The organism is Rhodococcus sp. 077-4 (assembly GCF_047782425.1).
Classification (GTDB): domain Bacteria; phylum Actinomycetota; class Actinomycetes; order Mycobacteriales; family Mycobacteriaceae; genus Rhodococcoides.
On the sequence record NZ_JAJPWC010000008.1, the window covers coordinates 42,110 to 56,374 of the forward strand.

The following is a 14,265-nucleotide window of genomic DNA, read 5'->3' on the forward strand; positions in this document are numbered from 1 at the left end:
TGTCCTGGTTGGATGGACCGATGTTGCACGGTCTGTGGTCCCCCGGTGCCGGGCTGATGCTCTGGGACGACGAGATCACCAGCGGCAACGAACCGGATCTGCCCCCGACGCACGCACACGTGCTCACCCGAACGTTCCGGCACCGTGCTGCGGTGTCGTTTCCTGCACCGGGACGCAGCACTACCGCGCAGGCCCCGGTACAGGTCCCTGCGATCGCGCTCGCACCGCACGATTCGGTCGACTTGCTGTTGCGGACGCCGGCCGACCACCCGCTGATTTCCGGGGACCTGCGCTACCTGGCGCACGTCGCTCGCGGAATCGAACGCTGGGTCCGCGGCGGTCGCGTCGTACCGGCCCTGAAGCTGATGGACGGTCAGTGGTGGCCGCGCTGGCGTCTGGTCGGCGGCGAGCGTCAACGGGCCTGGCTCAGCGAACTTGCCGTCGCCATGCCGTCGGTGCAGCGTGCAGGCGAGCGACCCAAGAAGATCCTCGACGACATGATCGAGGAGCTCACCGATCCGATCGTCAGATCTGTTCTGGGTAGACCCGACTCGGAGCATCCGTTGCTGTCGGCTCTGGTTCGCGATGATCCGTATTCCGACGGCACTCAACAGATCTCGACGTTGCTGGAGAATTGGCGCGGAAGCCTGACCGTGGACGAACCCTCCCTGGTGCTACGCCTGCTCGAGCCCGACGACGAGCAGCGTGACGTGCCCGAGGGCCCCGACGTCCCCGAGAAGGCCGTGGAGTCGTACTGGACGCTCCAGGTGTGTCTGCGCGCGGATGGCGAAGCGCCGCGACCGGTTCCGATGAGCCGCAAGGTCGATGCCACCCTGCTCTCGATCGCGGTGCGCAAGCTCGGTGAGGCCGTCGCGGCGTACCCGAGGTTGCGCGATCTGCCGTCCCAGGAAGGCACTCTCGATCTGCTGCTTCCGACGTCGGTGGTCATCGACCTCGTCGAACACGGTGCGACGGCACTGCAGGCGACCGGAACGACAGTTCTGCTACCGCGGGCGTGGACCAGGTTGGATCCGTCGATGAGGCTGCGCGTCGACTCACCCGCGGTGACGAAAGCAGCCGCCGATCGAGCGGTCGGTATGGACGAATTGGTGTCCTACGACTGGCAACTTCAGCTCGGCGACATGGTGCTCACCGAGGCGGAGATGAACAGACTCGCCGTCTCGAAGGGCGACCTCGTGCGGCTCCGCGGTCAGTGGGTGTTGGCCGACGGTGGTCAGCTTGCGCGAGCCGCGAAATACGTTGCCGAGCATCACGGTGACGGCACTGCGCTGAGCACACTGATGCGCGAGATGACGTTGGCCGATCCACCGCCGGCTCCGGTCCAGGACATTCGGGCCACCGGGTGGGCGGCCACCTTGCTCGAACCCGGTGCGGTGCCGGAGACAATTCCAGTTCCTGCCGGTGTGAACGCCACTCTGCGGCCGTATCAGCAGCGGGGGCTCGATTGGCTCGCGTTCATGAGTCGGCTCGGTCTCGGAGCGGTACTCGCCGACGACATGGGGCTCGGCAAGACGCTGCAGGTGCTGACTCTGCTCGAGCACGAGCAGAGTTCGACGCCGACGCTGCTGGTGGCACCGATGTCGGTGGTCGGCAACTGGCAGCGCGAGGCAGCGAAATTCACTCCGGCACTGCGAGTTCTGGTGCATCACGGTCCGGCCAGATCCAAGGGGGAGGAACTCGACCGCGCAATTGCCGAACACGATCTGATCGTCACCACGTATGCGCTGATGGCCAAGGATCGTGCACAACTGGCGGAGCAGACGTGGCGCCGCGTCGTTCTCGACGAGGCTCAACACATCAAGAACTCCGGCACCGTTCAGGCCAAGGCGGCGCTCGCCATTCCTGCGGATCACAAGTTGGCGCTCACCGGAACTCCCGTGGAGAACCGTCTCGACGAGTTGAGGTCCATTCTCGATTTCGCCAATCCGGGCATGCTGGGCAGACCGTCCGATTTCCGTAAGCGATTTTCGGTGCCGATCGAGCGGGAGAACGACGAGAACGCTGTCTCGCGTCTGCGCGCCATCACCTCGCCGTTCATTCTGCGGCGCGTCAAGACCGATCCGACGGTCATCTCGGATCTGCCCGAGAAGAATGAGATGACCGTGCGCGCCAACCTCACCGCCGAGCAGGCCGCGTTGTACAAGGCAGTCGTGGACGAGATGATGGCGCAGATCGCCGACGCGAAAGGCATGAAGCGCAAGGGTGCGGTGCTCTCGGCGCTCACTCGACTCAAACAGGTGTGCAACCATCCCGCTCATTTCCTGTCCGACGGCTCGCCGGTACTCAAGCGGGGCCAGCATCGGTCCGGCAAAATCGGTTTGGTGGAGGACATGCTCGATTCGATTCTGGGCGACAACGAGAAGGCGCTGTTGTTCACGCAGTTCCGTGAGTTCGGTGAGCTGGTTGCACCGTATTTCGCCGAACGGTTCGGGACCGCCGTACCGTTCCTGCACGGCGGCGTGAGCAAGGCCAAGCGCGACGCGATGGTGGAGACGTTCCAGAGCGACGACGGTCCGCCGATCATGATGCTCTCGCTCAAGGCGGGCGGTACCGGGCTCAATCTGACGGCCGCCAATCATGTTGTGCATCTGGACCGCTGGTGGAATCCTGCGGTGGAGAATCAGGCGACGGACCGAGCCTTCCGTATCGGTCAGCGCAAGAACGTCGAGGTGCGCAAACTATTGTGTGTTGGCACCGTGGAGGAACGAATCGACTCGATGCTCGTTTCCAAGCAGGATCTGGCGAATCTGGCGGTGGGCACCGGCGAGAACTGGGTGACCGAGATGGACACCGCGGAACTGCAGGAACTGTTTCGCCTCAGCGAGGATGCAGTGGGGGAGTGATGGTCGACTTCTCGCAGTACGGCAAACGGCGAAAAGTCAAGGGCGGCATCGAGTCCAGAAACAAGCGCGGGGCTTTCGGGCAGACGTGGTGGGGCAGGCATTTCGTGGCGGCCATGGAGGATCTCGCGGACCCGGGGCGAATCGCTCGGGGCAGAACGTATGCGCGCCAGGGTCAGGTGCTCACGCTCGGTGTCGAACGCGGACAGATCTACGGCGAGGTGCAGGGCAGTCAGCTCGAGCCGTTCTCGGCCTCGGTCACCGTCGACCCCCTCACTCAGGGTGAGGTTGCCGCTCTCGTCGGCAGGGTTCGATCGAACCCAGGCATGCTGGCCGAGTTGGCGTCCAATGCCATTCCGCAGGCGCTCGCCACGGTGCTGTTGCCACACGACAAGGGGCAGCTCGATTTCGATTGCACCTGCCCCGACGACGGGTGGCCCTGCAAGCACGCGGCCGCGCTGATGTACATCGCTGCCGAGCACATCGATGCGTCCGCGGCCACCATCCTGACGCTGCGTGGAGTCGATCTCGATCAGCTGATCGAGGGGGTCGGCGACGGGGGCGACGAGTTCGACCCCGACGACTGGTTTGCCGATGACGCGTCGTTCCCCGAACTTCCCCACGTGTCCTTTGCTCCCGCGATAGACGATCTCGATCCGTTGATCCTGCGCCGGATCTTCCGAGCCGACGGCTCCACCGAGGCGGAGGTCAGTCGTGCCACTGCTGATCTGAGGCAGTTCTACGACCGAATGTGACGGCCTCTGGACTTACGTGGACATCCGACTATAGGATGGGCGTACTTCATTTTCCACGCTCGAGGACGGACGACTCCATGGCTCGCGAACTCACGCACTTCATCGGCGGCAAGCACGTTGCAGGTACCTCAGGAAACTTCGGGGACGTCTTCGACCCCAACACCGGCGAGGTGCAGGCACGGGTACCCCTGGCCGATGTGTCCGAGGTGGAGGCCGTGATCGCCGATGCCGAACAGGCCCAGCGTGAGTGGGCGAAGTGGAACCCGCAGCGTCGCGCCCGCGTGCTGATGAAGTTCCTCGCGTTGGTCACTCGCGACACCGAGGAGCTCGCCCGTCTGCTGTCCTCCGAGCACGGCAAGACCATCGCCGACGCCAAAGGCGACATCCAGCGAGGTGTCGAGGTCGTCGAATTCGCCGTCGGTATCCCGCATCTGCTCAAGGGCGAGTACACCGAGGGAGCAGGCGGCGGAATCGACGTCTACTCGATGCGTCAGCCGCTCGGCGTCGTCGCAGGCATCACCCCGTTCAACTTCCCCGCGATGATTCCGCTGTGGAAGGCCGGCCCGGCCATCGCGTGCGGTAACGCGTTCATCCTCAAGCCGTCCGAGCGTGACCCGTCCGTTCCGCTCAAGCTCGCCGAGCTCTTCCTCGAAGCAGGGCTGCCGCCGGGTGTGTTCAACGTCGTCAACGGAGACAAGACTGCCGTCGACGTGCTCCTCACCGACGACCGCGTCAAGGCGATCGGCTTCGTCGGCTCGACGCCCATCGCGCAGTACATCTACGAGACCGCAGCGCAGCACGGCAAGCGCGCGCAGTGCTTCGGTGGAGCCAAGAACCACGCCCTGGTGATGCCGGATGCCGATCTGGACGAGGTAGCCGACGCTCTGCTCGGTGCCGCCTACGGCTCGGCGGGCGAGCGATGCATGGCCATTTCCGTCGCAGTTCCGGTGGGCGAGGAGACCGCGGATGCATTGGTCGCCAAGCTGACCGAGCGCGTGGCGAAGCTGAAGATCGGTCGCTCCGACGACGAGAGCGCGGACTTCGGCCCGCTCGTGGGCAGCGATGCGCTGAAGCGAGTCAACGATTACACCCAGATCGGCGTGGACGAGGGGGCCGAGTTGGTCGTCGACGGCCGTGGCTTCGTGCTCGAAGGCCATGAGAACGGATTCTTCGCCGGCGCAACGCTGTTCGACAAGGTGGCCACCGACATGCGCATCTACAAGGAAGAGATCTTCGGACCCGTCCTGATCGTCGTGCGCGCGAAGGACTACGAGGACGCACTGCGCCTTCCCACCGAACACGAATACGGCAACGGTGTCTCCATCTTCACCCGCGACGGCGATACCGCTCGTGATTTCTGCTCCCGCGTCCAGGTCGGCATGGTCGGAGTCAACGTGCCGATTCCGGTGCCGATCGCCTACCACACGTTCGGCGGTTGGAAGCGTTCGGGATTCGGCGATCTCAACCAGCACGGACCCGACTCGATTCGCTTCTACACCAAGACCAAGACCGTCACCCAGCGCTGGCCGTCGGGCACCAAAGAAGCTGCGGCACAGAATCACTTCGTCATTCCGAACATGGACTGACCCGGCGATGTTCACATTGAACGACGACGAGCGAGCGATCAACGACACCGCCCGCGAATTCGCCGACGAGTTCCTGGCCCCCAATGCCATCGACTGGGATCAGCGCAAGCACTTCCCGGTCGACGTGCTCCGCAAGGCAGCGGGACTGGGTGTGGGCGGCATCTACATTCGTGAGGATGTCGGCGGATCGGGTCTGACCAGAGTCGATTCGGTGCGGATCTTCGAGCAGTTGGCCACCGGCGATCCGTCCATCGCGGCGTACATCTCCATCCACAACATGGTCGCCTGGATGATCGACACCTACGGCACCGACGAGCAACGGCAGCGTTGGCTGCCTGGGCTGTGCGCAATGGATCAGCTGGGGAGTTATTGCCTCACCGAGCCCGGCGCGGGATCCGATGCCGCGATGCTCGGCACCAAAGCTGTGCGCGACGGCGACGAGTACGTGTTGGACGGCGTCAAGCAATTCATTTCGGGCGCAGGAACGTCGGAGGTGTACGTCGTCATGGCGCGTACCGGCGCGCCTGGGCCGCGCGGGATCTCGGCGTTCATCGTGTCGAAGGACTCCGCGGGGCTCTCGTTCGGAGCGAACGAGAAGAAGATGGGCTGGAATGCTCAGCCCACCCGGCAGGTCGTTCTCGAAGGAGTACGTGTTCCGGCCGCGAACCTGCTCGGTAGTGAGGGTGACGGGTTCCGTATCGCGATGAACGGACTCAACGGCGGACGCATCAACATCGCCGCGTGTTCGATCGGCGGCGCGCAGTCCGCTCTCGACAAGGCCGTTGCGTACCTCGCCGAGCGCAAGGCGTTCGGGGCACGGTTGCTCGACGCGCAGGCACTCCAGTTTCGGTTGGCCGACTTCAAGACCGAGCTCGAAGCTGCCCGAACCCTGCTGTGGCGGGCCGCGGACGCCTTGCAGAACGACGCTCCCGACAAGGTCGAAATGTGCGCGATGGCAAAGCGTTTCGGCACCGACACCGGATTCGACGTCGCCAACGGAGCTTTGCAGCTGTTGGGCGGTTACGGTTACCTCGCCGAATACGGTGTCGAGAAGATCGTCCGCGACCTTCGGGTCCATCAGATCCTGGAAGGTACCAACGAAATCATGCGCGTCGTCGTTGCTCGTTCGATCGTGGGTGCCGCATGAGCGATGTGATCCTCGAGGTCTCCGGCGGTGTCGGCCGCATCACCCTCAACCGCCCCAAGGCCATCAACGCGCTCGACCATGCGATGGTGCGCGAGATCGCACCGGTGTTGGCGCAGTGGGCAACCGACGACACGGTCGACACTGTCCTTCTGACCGGAGCCGGTGAACGCGGTCTGTGCGCCGGTGGCGATATCGTCTCGATCTACCACGACGCGAAAGACGGCGGCAGTGCTCGAACCTCCGGGGGCAGCAAGGACTTCTGGCGCGAGGAGTACATCCTCAACGCCGCGATCGCTCACTTCCCCAAGCCGTTCGTGGCCATCATGGACGGCATCGTCATGGGTGGAGGCGTCGGACTCTCGGCACATGCCAACACCCGCATCGTGACGGAACGTTCCAAGATCGCCATGCCCGAGGTCGGAATCGGTTTCATCCCCGATGTGGGTGGCACGTATCTACTTTCGCGCGCACCTGGCGAGATCGGCACCCACTTCGCACTCACCACGGCGCGCATGAACGCCGCCGACGCCATCGCGGCCGGTTTCGCCGATCACTACATTCCCTCCGACAAGCTGGAAGACTTCTACTCGGCGCTCGAGACGGTCAGCGTCGGAGAAGCCGTCGCGACGTACAGTGAGCCGGCACCGGAGTCCGCGGTTGCCGGTCAGCAGGAATGGATCGACAAGTGCTACGCCGGGGACGACGTCCAGGGCATCATCGATGCTCTGGCCGCCAGTTCAGTGCCGGAAGCACAGCAGGCAGCGCAGGACATCGCGTCCAAATCGCCGGTGTCGCTGGCTGTGACACTGAGATCGCTGCGTCGGGCCGCGACGCTGCCCACTCTCGAAGCAGTGCTCGACGAGGAATATCGCGTGTCGGTCGCGTCGCTGTCCAGCCACGACCTCGTCGAAGGGATTCGAGCGCAGGTGGTCGAGAAGGATCGCAACCCGCAGTGGCAGCCGCGTACGTTGGCGGACGTCACGACCGAGGACATCGACCGTTACTTCGCACCTCTCGGGGACGCGGAACTGGGCCTGTCGAACGCACACACAGAAGGTGAGCAGTCATGAGCGAGAAGACGATCGGCTTCATCGGCCTCGGCCACATGGGTGGACCGATGGCCGCCAACCTGGCTGCGGCCGGCTACACGGTGCAGGGCTTCGATCTGGTGCCCGCTGCGCTCGAGCAGGCCACGAAAGACGGTGTCACCGTGGTGGAATCGGCCGTTGCCGCCGTCGCCGATGCCGACATCGTGATCACCATGCTGCCCAACGGAAAACTGGTTCTCGGTCTGTACGCGGACCTGCTGCCTGCTGCCGCGCCGGGCACATTGTTCATCGATTCCTCCACCATCGACGTCGCCGACGCACACGCAGCACACGCGCTTGTGCACGAGGCCGGCCATCGCAGTCTCGACGCGCCGGTCTCCGGCGGTGTCGGGGGAGCCGCCGCGGGAACGCTGACCTTCATGGTCGGTGGTTCCGAGGAGGACTTCGCCTCTGCCGCAGCAGTTCTCGATGTCATGGGTCGGAAGGTGGTGCACTGCGGCGCGGCGGGCAACGGCCAGGCCGCCAAGATCTGCAACAACATGATCCTCGGAGTGTCGATGATCGCCATCAGCGAGGCCTTCGTGCTGGGGGAGAAGCTCGGCCTGAGCAACCAGGCGTTGTTCGACGTGGCGTCGACTGCATCCGGTCAATGCTGGGCGCTGACGACCAATTGCCCGGTGCCCGGTCCCGTTCCGACGAGCCCGGCCAACAACGAGTACAAGCCGGGCTTCGCCGCGGCGCTCATGGACAAGGACCTGGGTCTGGCTGCGAATGCATTGCGCGACAACGGTGTCGAGGGCGTCCTCGGCCTGGCCGCAGCCGAGCTGTACGCGCGGTTCAAGGAAACGTCCGGGGGCGGCACCGATGTGGACTTCTCCGGCATCATCAACGACATCCGCGAACGCTCGAACGGAGCAGGCCAGTGAGTGACTACGAGACGATTCTGCTCGAGCGTCGAGGACGCGTCGGCATCATCACGCTCAACCGTCCGAAGGCGTTGAACGCGCTCAACTCCGAGCTGATGCGTGAGGTCGTCTCGGTGGTCGAGGAACTCGACGCGGACACCGGCATCGGTGCCATCCTCATTACCGGATCCGAGCGCGCATTCGCCGCCGGGGCCGACATCAAGGAGATGCAGCCCAAGTCCTACATGGATGTGTATCTGGACGACTTCTTCGCGGCCTGGGATCGACTGGCCGCGGCTCGGACTCCGTTGATCGCTGCGGTGTCCGGTTACGCGCTCGGTGGCGGATGCGAACTCGCGATGCTGTGCGATGTGTTGATCGCCTCCGACACTGCGGTGTTCGGACAGCCCGAGATCAAGCTGGGAGTGATTCCAGGAATCGGCGGTTCACAACGCCTGACCCGTGCGGTGGGCAAGGCCAAGGCCATGGAGATGTGTCTGACCGGCCGCAACATGAATGTCGAGGAAGCCGAGCGAGCAGGATTGGTCTCGCGCATCGTGCCGGTCGCCGATCTCCTCGACGACGCCATCGCGACTGCGACCACCATCGCCGAGATGTCGCTACCGGTCGCCATGATGGCGAAGGAAGCGGTGAACCGATCGTTCGAGTCGAGTCTGCGCGAGGGTGTTCTGTTCGAGCGCCGCGTGTTTCACTCGACCTTCGCCACCGAGGATCAGAAGGAAGGAATGTCGGCCTTCATCGAGAAGCGGACGCCGAACTTCCAGCACCGGTAGGGGGCGCTCTTTCGGGTCGTTCCGCGGGCTCCACTCGTGGGCCGCCCTACCTGCCGGGGGACAGTAGGGCGGCACCGCGAGCCGACACCAGCTCCGGCATCGACGGCACCAGCGTCGTCAGGCCGGTGCGCAGCTCGAGAGACCGCGCTATCGAGGAAATGTTCGCGCCTCCGCCGACCACGACGATGGACTGCGGTCTGGCACCGGACAATTCGATCGTCTGCTCCACCAGCATGCCCGCGTACCGCACCGGCCCGGCGATGAGATCGTCGAAGTCGCGTCGGGTCAGCACATGCCGCGCAGCACCGGATGAATCCGCCGTGCTGACGACGGGGTCGACGCTCAGCTGCTCCTTGATGGATCGGCTGGCGTCGATTCCGACGCGAACGCCGTTGGACGAGAGCAGTCTGCGAACCGAGTGATCGAGATCGTCGCCGCAGAACGTGGCAGTGCGCCGCGTCATGAGCGTGCGAGTGGACGCGAGATCGATGACGGTGACCGTGGTTCCGGTGCTACCGATATCGCACAGCACCGTCACTCCATGATTGGGTACCAGCCCGATGAAGCGCAGATAGCGCACTTGCGCAGCGGTTTCGGGAACGAGCGAGGCAGTGCGGGCCGTGCCGCGGGTGGCCACCGGGCCGGGATCGGTGGCCACCCGGTAGGCGATGGCCGAGAACTGTACCGGGAGCGACATCGTCGCGGCGATGGAGTGGATGGCGTCGACGCCGGTGGCGATCGTGGTGGACAGCGACTGGCCGGGGGCGCGCCGCACCGTCCGCGACACGATGGGGGTGCGATGGGGACTGTCCAAATACGTCAGAATTGCGCGTACACCGTGTGCCCCCGCACCGACCCCCAACACCAGCACCCCGCCCCACCCTTCAGCAGATCGACTCCGCCCTGACCCCACTGCAATTGGACCACGGAACGGTACGGGTGTGCCATTGCCTTGTGACGAGTCACGACCGAACTCAGAACGATGTGGTTATTTCGTCACTGTCGAAATCGCCTGCATCCGAACGCAGTTCCGCCAAGATCCGAACGAGAGCCAGCAACTTGTCACGCGCCAGCCCTGGTTTGGCGAATACCAGCGAGTTCAAGCGCTCGGTGGCCTCGACGGCCAACGTGCGTCCCTGCTCGGTGATTTCGACAAGAGTGGTGCGTCGATCGCTCGGGTGGGGAATGCGCCGAACGTACCCGACGGACTCGAGTCGGTCGACAGCGTTGGTCACGCTCGTGGGATGCACCTGCAGACGCGCACTCGCCTTTGCCATGGGCAGGGCGCCATTCTTGGTGAACGTCAACAACGTCAGCAATTCGTAACGCGAAAAGGTCAGCCCCGTCGGCTTCAACGCTTCCTCGACCCGGGCCAGCATGATCTGCTGCGCACGCATCAACGACGTCACCGCGGCCATACCGTCGGCGGCGTCGGACCACCCGTGCTTGGTCCATTGACGATGAGCCTCTGCAATGGGATCGAGGGGAAGCGGAGACGGTGCTGGCATACCGACCATCCTCCCACGGTGTCCGGTTCGTGCGTCTACCGAATCACGGGGCCGTGATGTCGAGGGTCTTCGAATCACGGTGATCGCAACTGTGGATCTCCGGTGCCGTACACGGCATCGTCATAGGCGATGCGGGTGTGGCTGAGTGGCTAGGCACCGGCCTGCAAAGCCGTTTACACGGGTTCGAATCCCGTCGCTCGCTCGAAGATCGGGGCCGACCATCAGTGGTCGGCCCCGATTGCTTTTCCCGGGACGTCAGGCCAGCAATGCCGGCTTCCGTGCCACGGTGACGGCCCAGTCGGCGTCGACGTGCCAGGGCCGTAGATCCCACGTCGCAAATCGATGCTCGAGGATGAATCCTGCCGCAGCCAGATCCTCGTCGAGCATGCCGACGGTGTACTCGCGATCTGTGGCGAATCCGGTGACGAACACCCCATCATCGGCCAGGTGTGCCCAAATACGTTCGAGCGCAGTGTGTTCGGTACCGGGCTGCATGAATACCAACACATTGCCTGCCGCGACAACCGCGTCGAACGTCCGTCCCAGATCGAGCGTCGTCAGATCGGCGAGATGCACCTCGAGTTCGGGGCGACTCCGCGCCGCGTCGACCAGAACCGGATCCAGATCGACGGCGGTCACACGGTGGCCGCGTCGGGCCAACTCCGCACCGAGTCGGCCGGTTCCGCATCCGGCATCGAGGATGCTCGACGCGGGGGAGACCACCGCGTCGACCATCCGGGCCTCGCCGTGTAGATCCACGCCGCGTTCGGCCAGGCGGTCGAATCGCTCGATGTAGCGCGCGGAGTCGTCCGCGGAGTTCTCGGCTTGCCAGCGTGTGGTCACCTCGCCAGGGTAGGTCAGCTCAGTTCTTCGAGGGCCGACTGGGCTTCGGCGACCCGGGCGCGGGCCGCTTCGAGTGCCTCTGCCGTCGACTCCGCCTGTACGACACTGGCCTCGTCTGCTTCTCGCGCAGCCTGCGCTCTGGCTCGGGCGGCCTCCAACTCGGCCTCGATCCGCTCGACTTCTGCTGCAGCGCTGCGTAATTCGGACGCCGTTCGTTCGGTGTCGGCCTGGGCGACCTCGGCGTCGGTGCGAGCGGTATCGAGATCGGATTCGGCCGACTCGAGTTCGGCGAGCAGTCGGTTCCGTTCGGCTTCGTCGATTTTCTGCCGGTCGTCCTCGATCTCCGGAGATGCCGGGCCTGACTCATGGACGTCGTCGTCATCGTGATCGTCGGGTGGATCGGGAACGAGCGAGAGCAGCGCAGGCCCGAAGCCGCTGTAGGTTTCGGCCACCACAGTTCTGCCTGCGCGAACCCGGTCGCGTATCTCGGGGTCGGCCATCGCCGCATTGAGGGTGTTGGAGATCTCGCGGGCGGCGTTGTCGCCGACGGTCGTCCCGAGGTCGCGTCCCAGCGAGACGGCTCGATCGGTGAGTGTCCGTATCGAAGTGCTTCTAGCAGTGGATAATTCGCGCAGCCGGGGGCCGTCTCCGCGCTGCTGAGCTCGTTCCAGTTGCTCACCGAGGTCGAACAGCTCCGCCAGGGCGGACTCGTCTCGACGGGCGAGGACGTTGACCAACCACGCTACGACCGTGGGCTTGCGGAGGGCACCGATGCGGGTGGCACCGGCTTTGTCGCCGGCTTTCTTGAACCGGGTGACGTAGGCGGTGCGATGCGAGACGAAATCAGCGGGTGCCAGCGAATACAGGTCGTCTGTGACGGTGTCGATATGGGGGAGATCCTCGGACATGGAGAAAGTCCGTCTCGTTCGAGCAGTCACCGTACGAGGATGACGTGCGTGAAAGATGTGTGCCCCCGGCAGGATTCGAACCTGCGGCCTTTCGCTCCGGAGGCGAACGCTCTATCCCCTGAGCTACGGGGGCGCACCGGCTTCAGCCGGTGTGCCTGTTGGGCTGTACGAAAGACTAGCGCATGGGTGACCGCAGCCGAAATCACCCCTCGGGCAGCGGCTGCGCACCCTTCGCGGCGAGCATCTGCTTCATCAGCGTCGACTCGCTGGTCTGGGTGGCAACCATGGACTTGGCCAGATTGATCACCGCCGGTGACTGCGCATGCGTCTGCGCGTACTCCATCATTGCCAGGCCGCCCTCGTGGTGGCGCAGCATGAGCTGCAGGAACATCACGTCGACGGCCGAGCCGGTCGCCTGGCGCAGCGCGGCGAGTTCCGCCGAACTGGCCATGCCCGGCATGGCCCTGGTGGGATCCGAAGAACCGGGATCCATCGACATCCCACCCATCGAGTGGCCGTGAGAATCGTCCTCGGTCATCCAGGTCATGTATCCGTCGGTCGAAATCGGTGCTCGGTCCCACAGAGCCAACCAGCCCTGCATCTGTCCCACCTGGTTCTGCTGCGAGGTGAGCATGTCGAACGCCAGATTCTTGACGGCTTGATCAGGGGCGTTGGTCAATGCCACCGCGGCCATCTCGATGGCCTGGTTGTGGTGCACGGTCATGTCCTGAGCGAACCCGACATCGACCGAGTCCGCGGCGGGTGCAGTGTCGTCGTCGCGCAGCGGACTCTGCACCAGAAAGCCCAGGGCGAAGCCGATCGCCAGAACGGCGATCAGGGCCAGCGCTACCAGGGCGGTGCGCTGACTCGGCTTCGTCGCGGTCGTGGTGGCTGCCGCGGCGTCGGGCGGTGTCGGTTCCGTCATCAGCTCGCGGGTACCTGAAGACCGTCGGGCAGCTGCATTCCGCCCGGGAGGCCACCCGGTAGTCCGCCGGCTCCGCTGGTCTCACTGGTATCGGGGGTGATGCCGCCGCCGTCCATCGGGACAGCGTCCGCGCCCGGTGCGGAAGCGTCGAACAGGGGCGGGCTATCGGGATCGAAGCCGTCGCCGGTGGTGTTCGGGACCGATGCGCAGCTGGCACCGACCTCCGGGTATGCGAAACGATTGAGGCGCAGTGCAGCGATGAACTGGCTGATCCGTTCGTCGTCGACGCTGTCCAGCTTGAGCTGGTGACCCCAGGACTGCAGCGAAACAGGGGTATCGAGGCCGGGGTACGGCGAGAGCATCATCTGGGTTTCGCCGTCGACGCGGTCGGCCAGCGACTGGATCTGATCAGCGTTCAGATCGTCGGGGTTGTAGGTGATCCAGACGGCACCGTGCTCGAGCGAGTGCACTGCATTCTCGGTGCGAATGGCCTCGGGATAGACAATTCCGGTGCAGGTGGCCCACACGGCATCGTGCGGTCCGCCGAACGGCGGCGACTGGTCGTACGCGACCCGTTGCGTGCGCCCGACGTGCAGCGCCGCGGGGTACTCCTTGACGACGACGCCCTCGATCCCCGTCGACGGGTCCTGATTGCTCTCGCTCGGCGCGAACTTCTGCGCCTCGGCTCGATCCTGGTACTTGGGATAGAGGTTGACTCCCAGTCCCACGATGAGTCCCACCACCACAACGACACCGGCAACCGTCAGCCAGGGAATCTGCCTGCCCGAGGCGGCGGGCACGCCGCCCTTCTTCTTGCGAGCTGACTTCTTGTTGGCGGCATCGATGGCTTTGTTTGCCTTCGCAGCCGACTTGTTCTGATTGCCTTTGTCGGGACCCGTTGGCATCGCTGTAAGTGCTCTCTCAGTCGAGGAAAGGTGGTGGTCGGTGGCGCGGGTGGTGCGTATCTGCTGGTGACGGCGTTGA

The 14,265-nt window shown here is 64.6% G+C and carries 13 protein-coding genes and 2 tRNA genes; 8 read left to right on the forward strand and 7 right to left on the reverse strand.

Annotated features, from left to right (window positions below):
- The first annotated feature begins 20 nt into the window (after nt 1-20).
- From ACNEOT_RS24700 to ACNEOT_RS24730, 7 genes are all read left to right on the forward strand, one after another.
- On the forward strand, nt 21-2,864 hold the full coding sequence (locus tag ACNEOT_RS24700) for a DEAD/DEAH box helicase (protein WP_415977416.1): 2,844 nt from the start codon (nt 21-23) through the stop codon (nt 2,862-2,864).
- Nucleotides 2,864-3,616 (forward strand): SWIM zinc finger family protein, encoded by a 753-nt coding sequence (locus ACNEOT_RS24705; protein ID WP_415977367.1) that lies wholly within the window; start codon nt 2,864-2,866, stop codon nt 3,614-3,616. Before ACNEOT_RS24700 ends, ACNEOT_RS24705 begins: the two co-directional genes overlap by 1 nt.
- A gap of 77 nt (nt 3,617-3,693) precedes the next feature.
- On the forward strand, nt 3,694-5,202 hold the full coding sequence (locus ACNEOT_RS24710) for a CoA-acylating methylmalonate-semialdehyde dehydrogenase (RefSeq protein ID WP_415977368.1): 1,509 nt from the start codon (nt 3,694-3,696) through the stop codon (nt 5,200-5,202).
- Nucleotides 5,203-5,209: 7 nt separating this feature from the next.
- On the forward strand, nt 5,210-6,349 hold the full coding sequence (locus ACNEOT_RS24715; protein WP_415977370.1) for an isobutyryl-CoA dehydrogenase: 1,140 nt from the start codon (nt 5,210-5,212) through the stop codon (nt 6,347-6,349).
- Nucleotides 6,346-7,419 (forward strand): enoyl-CoA hydratase/isomerase family protein, encoded by a 1,074-nt coding sequence (locus tag ACNEOT_RS24720; RefSeq protein ID WP_415977372.1) that lies wholly within the window; start codon nt 6,346-6,348, stop codon nt 7,417-7,419. Before ACNEOT_RS24715 ends, ACNEOT_RS24720 begins: the two co-directional genes overlap by 4 nt.
- The gene (mmsB, locus tag ACNEOT_RS24725) at nt 7,416-8,324 is read left to right on the forward strand and encodes a 3-hydroxyisobutyrate dehydrogenase (RefSeq protein WP_415977374.1); all 909 of its coding nucleotides are present in this window, start codon (nt 7,416-7,418) and stop codon (nt 8,322-8,324) included. Before ACNEOT_RS24720 ends, mmsB begins: the two co-directional genes overlap by 4 nt.
- Complete coding sequence (locus tag ACNEOT_RS24730; protein ID WP_415977376.1) at nt 8,321-9,097, forward strand: enoyl-CoA hydratase; 777 nt, start codon at nt 8,321-8,323, stop codon at nt 9,095-9,097. Before mmsB ends, ACNEOT_RS24730 begins: the two co-directional genes overlap by 4 nt.
- Before the next feature lie 46 nt (nt 9,098-9,143).
- On the opposite strand, the gene ACNEOT_RS24735 is transcribed toward ACNEOT_RS24730, so the two are convergent.
- Nucleotides 9,144-9,968 carry a hypothetical protein gene (locus ACNEOT_RS24735; RefSeq protein WP_415977377.1) on the reverse strand — a complete coding sequence of 275 codons (825 nt, stop codon included), beginning with the start codon at nt 9,966-9,968 and terminating at the stop codon, nt 9,144-9,146.
- 103 nt (nt 9,969-10,071) lie between these two features.
- A complete protein-coding gene (locus ACNEOT_RS24740) occupies nt 10,072-10,605 on the reverse strand; it encodes a MarR family winged helix-turn-helix transcriptional regulator (protein WP_415977379.1) in 534 nt (177 codons plus the stop codon).
- Between the two features lie 131 nt (nt 10,606-10,736).
- Here ACNEOT_RS24740 and ACNEOT_RS24745 point away from each other — a divergent pair.
- A tRNA-Cys gene (locus tag ACNEOT_RS24745) sits at nt 10,737-10,807 on the forward strand.
- A 53-nt stretch (nt 10,808-10,860) separates the two neighbouring features.
- Here the strand turns inward: ACNEOT_RS24745 and ACNEOT_RS24750 are convergent.
- The 5 genes from ACNEOT_RS24750 to ACNEOT_RS24770 all read right to left on the reverse strand — a co-directional run bounded on the left by ACNEOT_RS24750 (nt 10,861) and on the right by ACNEOT_RS24770 (nt 14,186).
- Nucleotides 10,861-11,448, reverse strand: a complete 588-nt coding sequence (locus tag ACNEOT_RS24750; RefSeq protein ID WP_415977380.1) for a class I SAM-dependent methyltransferase — start codon at nt 11,446-11,448, stop codon at nt 10,861-10,863.
- Nucleotides 11,449-11,462: 14 nt separating this feature from the next.
- On the reverse strand, nt 11,463-12,356 hold the full coding sequence (locus ACNEOT_RS24755; RefSeq protein WP_415977382.1) for a hypothetical protein: 894 nt from the start codon (nt 12,354-12,356) through the stop codon (nt 11,463-11,465).
- 60 nt (nt 12,357-12,416) lie between these two features.
- Nucleotides 12,417-12,489, reverse strand: a tRNA-Arg gene (locus tag ACNEOT_RS24760).
- A 69-nt stretch (nt 12,490-12,558) separates the two neighbouring features.
- Nucleotides 12,559-13,281, reverse strand: a complete 723-nt coding sequence (locus ACNEOT_RS24765; RefSeq protein WP_415977383.1) for a DUF305 domain-containing protein — start codon at nt 13,279-13,281, stop codon at nt 12,559-12,561.
- Nucleotides 13,281-14,186 carry a DUF3105 domain-containing protein gene (locus ACNEOT_RS24770; protein ID WP_415977384.1) on the reverse strand — a complete coding sequence of 302 codons (906 nt, stop codon included), beginning with the start codon at nt 14,184-14,186 and terminating at the stop codon, nt 13,281-13,283. The genes ACNEOT_RS24765 and ACNEOT_RS24770 overlap by 1 nt, the downstream gene beginning before the upstream one ends.
- Nucleotides 14,187-14,265 lie beyond the last annotated feature (79 nt).

Bases quoted from the DNA above. Each gene is read 5' to 3' on its own strand.
- ACNEOT_RS24700 (WP_415977416.1), top strand. From the start codon at position 21: ATGTTGCACGGTCTGTGGTCCCCCGGTGCCGGGCTGATGCTCTGGGAC.
- ACNEOT_RS24705 (WP_415977367.1), top strand. From the start codon at position 2,864: ATGGTCGACTTCTCGCAGTACGGCAAACGGCGAAAAGTCAAGGGCGGC.
- ACNEOT_RS24710 (WP_415977368.1), top strand. From the start codon at position 3,694: ATGGCTCGCGAACTCACGCACTTCATCGGCGGCAAGCACGTTGCAGGT.
- ACNEOT_RS24715 (WP_415977370.1), top strand. From the start codon at position 5,210: ATGTTCACATTGAACGACGACGAGCGAGCGATCAACGACACCGCCCGC.
- ACNEOT_RS24720 (WP_415977372.1), top strand. From the start codon at position 6,346: ATGAGCGATGTGATCCTCGAGGTCTCCGGCGGTGTCGGCCGCATCACC.
- mmsB (WP_415977374.1), top strand. From the start codon at position 7,416: ATGAGCGAGAAGACGATCGGCTTCATCGGCCTCGGCCACATGGGTGGA.
- ACNEOT_RS24740 (WP_415977379.1), bottom strand. From the start codon at position 10,605: ATGCCAGCACCGTCTCCGCTTCCCCTCGATCCCATTGCAGAGGCTCAT.
- ACNEOT_RS24755 (WP_415977382.1), bottom strand. From the start codon at position 12,356: ATGTCCGAGGATCTCCCCCATATCGACACCGTCACAGACGACCTGTAT.
- ACNEOT_RS24765 (WP_415977383.1), bottom strand. From the start codon at position 13,281: ATGACGGAACCGACACCGCCCGACGCCGCGGCAGCCACCACGACCGCG.
- ACNEOT_RS24770 (WP_415977384.1), bottom strand. From the start codon at position 14,186: ATGCCAACGGGTCCCGACAAAGGCAATCAGAACAAGTCGGCTGCGAAG.